Below are 3971 nucleotides of genomic sequence, written 5' to 3'. Positions count from 1 at the left end.
CGACGTGATGCTCTGCGAGCTTGTTACCACGCGACCGTTGCCGATCGGCAACGGAGCGATACGGCCCTTCAACCCTTCGAGAACCGCCGCGATGAGGCCAATTCGGCTTCATCACCTGCGTTTCTCCGCAGCCTGCTAGAGAGCGGCGTGCGCCGCGACGAGAATGCGGATGCCACGGTGTGGGCAATCGTGCCGGCCGGACGGCCGTGCAGCCTCGGGGAAATGGTTGCGACCGGCGCGTAGCGACCCCCGGTTGATCACCTCCCTCGGCGGGATCGGCGAGGAGATGATGTCGAATCGCTCAGGACGGGTAGGCGGGCGTCCACTGCGTTGCGACGACGCGCTGACGCAGCTCCGCTTCGCTCGTCTTCGGCGCCACTCCGGCGCGTTGCGCCTCGAGGCCGACCGCGAGCGCGATCGCTGCCGCCACGGCGCGAAGATTCGCGAGCCCCGGCAGGAGCGACGCGGAGGCGTCGTTCCAGATGTCCTCATGAGCGGGTCGCGGTGCGCCGAGGGTGCGCCTGGATCGTGGCGGCGGAGCGGCGCCCGGATCAGCTCGCGGCCACTCGGATCAGTTTCTTGTTCACGAACTCACCCATCCCCAGTTGCGAGAGCTCTCGCCCGTAGCCCGGGGTGCGGTCCCTGGTGGCCAAGGCCTTCACGCCACCACGGGTGGCCGCGATGGAGCCGATCGTCCGCGAACTCACGCGAGAGCGTCTGGCGGGCTCGAGCGCGGCATGCAGATCGATCTCTTCGAGCAGCTCGCTTCCTCGAAGCCGATGGACGTGATCAGCACCATGCTCGGCGTGCCTGTCGAGCATCGTGACCGCGTGGCGCCACCTCACCAACCAGATCATGCATCGGGAGCCGGGTGAGCTCGACGCGAGCGAGCGCCACCGACGACTCGGGGCGGAGCTCTCCGCCACCTTCAACGATCTCATCGACGCGCGTCGCAAGCAGCCGCAGGATGATCTGATCAGTGCCCTCCTCGCAGTCGAGCTGGAGGGCGAGGACGGCAACCCGACCCATCTATCCAGGCAGGAGGTGCTCGGCTTCTGCATGCTGCTGGGCAACGCTGGCCACGAGACCACGGCTCGGCTCATCTGCAACAGCGCAGTCACGCTCGCCCGACATCCCGACCAGCGCAGCGAGCTGGCGGACGATCCCTCGCTGTTGTCGGACGCGGTCGAGGAGTTCCTCCGCTATGACCCGCCGTCGCAGGTGCAGGGACGCTGGAGTACGCGACCCGTCGAGCTGCACGGCGCCACCATTCCGGAGGATGTCCGCGTCCTGCTGCTCACCGGTGCAGCCCAGCGCGACCCACGCGAGTACGACGAGCCGGACCGCTTCGACATCCGTCGCTCGATCAAGCGGCACCTTTCGTTCGGCTTCGGCCAGCACTTGTGTCTGGGCAAGTCGCTGGTGCGCCAGGAATGCCGCGTGGCATTCGAAGAGCTGCTGGCCCGCTTCCCGGACTGCGAGATCGACGAGGCGAACCTCGTCTGGGCGCACAACAACAACGTGCAGGGCTATGCGAAGGTGCCGATGCGCCTGTAGCAAGCCGGGCGACGCAGGCCGCCAGCGGTGCAACCGCCCGCCGTTTGGTCGTTTTATCCGCTTGACTCGCCGCCCCAAGGAAGCGTGCATGGCAGGCCGTTTGGGCCCTCGCGACGGCACGAGACATGCGACGCAACGCGACACCGGCTGAGGACACGAAGCGTCTCGCGGACGAGCTGGCCGCGCTGTCGGGTCTCTCATATGAAGTGCTGAAGGCGCGCTGGCAGGATCTCTTCGGTGCGCCCCTCCAGGCGCGCCTCAGTCGCCGGCTATTGATGTACGCGATCGCCTATCGGATGCAGGAACAGGTGCTCGGCGGTCTCACGCCGGCCACCCGTCGCAAGCTCGCGCGCGCCGCGCAGGACCTTGCGAAAGGGCGCGCGCCTACTACGCCTGCGACGACGATCAAGCCCGGCACGCGCCTGCTTCGCGAGTGGCAGGGCCTGGTCCACGAGGTGATCGTCCTCGAGCGCGGCGTGCAGTATCGCGGGAGGACGTGGCCTTCGCTCTCGAAAGTCGCGCGCGAGATCACCGGCACACGTTGGTCGGGTCCGCTCTTCTTCGGCCTGAAGAGGCGCCGAGATGGCCGGCGCTGAGCGTCGCAAGCTTCGCTGCGCGATCTACACGCGGAAGTCCTCCGAGGAGGGTCTCGAGCAGGATTTCAACTCGCTCGATGCGCAGCGCGAGGCCTGCGAGGCCTACATCCGGAGCCAGGCGGGGGAGGGCTGGAAGCTCGCTCGCACAGGCTATGACGACGGCGGTTATTCGGGCGGCTCGATGGATCGCCCCGCTCTCGAACGGCTTCTCAGCGACATCCGAGATCGCAAGCTCGACACGGTTGTGGTCTACAAGGTCGATCGCCTCACGCGTTCACTCGCCGACTTCGCGAAGATCGTCGAAGTCTTCGATGCGAACAGGGTCTCGTTCGTGTCGGTGACGCAGCAGTTCAACACCACGACCTCGATGGGACGCCTGACCCTCAACATGCTGCTCTCCTTCGCGCAGTTCGAGCGCGAGGTCACGGGCGAGCGCATCCGCGACAAGATTGCGGCCTCGAAGCGCAAGGGCATGTGGATGGGTGGCTTCGCGCCGCTCGGCTACGAGCCGAATGGCCGCACGCTGGTGATCCAGGAATCGGAAGCCGAGACCGTGCGCACCCTCTTCCGGCTGTATCTCCAGCACGGCAACGTGCGCCGCGTGAAGGAGGATGCTGATCGATTGGGTCTCGTCAGCAAGGTCCGCCATGGCACGGGCGGCAAGATGCGCGGCGGCAATCCCCTCAGCCGCGGGCACATCTACGACATCCTGAGCAATCCGCTCTACGCGGGTCGCATCGCACACAAGGGCGAGACCTTCGTGGGACAGCATCCGCCAATCATCGACGCCGCAGTGTGGGAGGCGGTCCAGGCCAAGCTCGCCGCCAACACGCCCGATCGGTGCTCGACCTCGCGCGTGACCGATCCCAGTCCATTGCGGGGCAAGCTGTTCGACGAGGCAGGCGCTCCGCTGACACCAAGTCATGCCGTCAAGTCGGATCGTCGCTACCGATACTACGTTTCGCGCATCTCCGAAGGGTCGGCGGAGGCTGCGCCGAGCGAACGAGGCTGCCGATGGCGCCTGCCAGCGCGTGAGATCGAGCGGTTCGTAGAGGCTGTCGTTGGGGGGTTGCTCGACGATCGCGCGGTGCTGACTCGCCTGGCTCGAGACGCCGAGATCGACGTGGAGCGCATCCCGGATCTCCTCCGCGCCTTACATCGGTGGGCGGGTAGCCCTCTGGATCTCGTGAAGCGTGTCGAGCTGGGCAGTGCTGAGGTCGCTCTCTTCGTCGATCTATCGCGGTTCGTCGGAGACGAGAACGCTGTCCTGCGTCATGGAATCAGGACCCGGATGAAGCGTCGCGGAGTCGAGATGCGTCTGGTCCTCCATGGCTCGGAGAATGCGCGGAGATCGCCGGATCCAGACGCTGCGTTGGTGAAGGCGGTCGCTCGTACACATGGCTGGTTCGACTCCCTCCTGAGCGGTCGCGTCGAGTCGCTCGTCGACATCGCGAAAGCCGAAGGTGTCAGCGATCGCTACGTGAGCCAGCTGCTGCCGCTGGCGTTCCTGGCGCCCGACATCGTCGCCGCGATTCTCGAGGGTGCTCAGCCCATCGAACTCACTGCGGAGACTCTGACGAAGCGCTGCGACCTGCCTCTCGGCTGGGCCGAACAGAGGTCCCACCTGGGCTTTGGAACGCGATCCGCCGACCTCGGGACGTGAAATCGAGAAACGCGGCCGTCGTCGAAGTTCGGGCTGATGGGCGTGCCGTTCTGGGTCTCGGCGATCGTATCGACGTTCAATCGTCGTAGCGAACCGCGTCCCTCGGCCGCGGAGAAAATCGAGCGCTTGCAGCGCGAACGTCTTCAGGCTGGCGG

The 3971-nt window shown here is 66.3% G+C and carries 6 protein-coding genes; 4 read left to right on the top strand and 2 right to left on the bottom strand.

All coding sequences use genetic code 11. The features are described 5' to 3' along the window. Positions 1 to 243 (top strand): hypothetical protein (locus tag VMS22_24665; protein ID HXJ37235.1); only part of this gene is annotated, 243 nt, incomplete at its 5' end. Between the two features lie 58 nt (positions 244 to 301). Here the strand turns inward: VMS22_24665 and VMS22_24660 are convergent. After that, a complete protein-coding gene (locus tag VMS22_24660) occupies positions 302 to 430 on the bottom strand; it encodes a hypothetical protein (protein ID HXJ37234.1) in 129 nt (42 codons plus the stop codon). Between the two features lie 121 nt (positions 431 to 551). Then, complete coding sequence (locus VMS22_24655) at positions 552 to 821, bottom strand: hypothetical protein (GenBank protein ID HXJ37233.1); 270 nt, start codon at positions 819 to 821, stop codon at positions 552 to 554. A 1-nt stretch (position 822) separates the two neighbouring features. Between VMS22_24655 and VMS22_24650 the strand changes: the two genes are divergently transcribed. The 3 genes from VMS22_24650 to VMS22_24640 all read left to right on the top strand — a co-directional run bounded on the left by VMS22_24650 (position 823) and on the right by VMS22_24640 (position 3816). Beyond that, positions 823 to 1557 carry a cytochrome P450 gene (locus VMS22_24650; protein HXJ37232.1) on the top strand — a complete coding sequence of 245 codons (735 nt, stop codon included), beginning with the start codon at positions 823 to 825 and terminating at the stop codon, positions 1555 to 1557. Between the two features lie 125 nt (positions 1558 to 1682). Further along, a complete protein-coding gene (locus VMS22_24645; GenBank protein HXJ37231.1) occupies positions 1683 to 2153 on the top strand; it encodes a DUF2924 domain-containing protein in 471 nt (156 codons plus the stop codon). Beyond that, positions 2140 to 3816 carry a recombinase family protein gene (locus VMS22_24640; GenBank protein ID HXJ37230.1) on the top strand — a complete coding sequence of 559 codons (1677 nt, stop codon included), beginning with the start codon at positions 2140 to 2142 and terminating at the stop codon, positions 3814 to 3816. The genes VMS22_24645 and VMS22_24640 overlap by 14 nt, the downstream gene beginning before the upstream one ends. Positions 3817 to 3971 lie beyond the last annotated feature (155 nt).

This window comes from Candidatus Eisenbacteria bacterium, assembly GCA_035577985.1.
Classification (GTDB): Bacteria; Desulfobacterota; Binatia; order DP-6; family DP-6; genus DATJZY01.
This window is presented reverse-complemented; position numbering and strand designations above follow the sequence as displayed.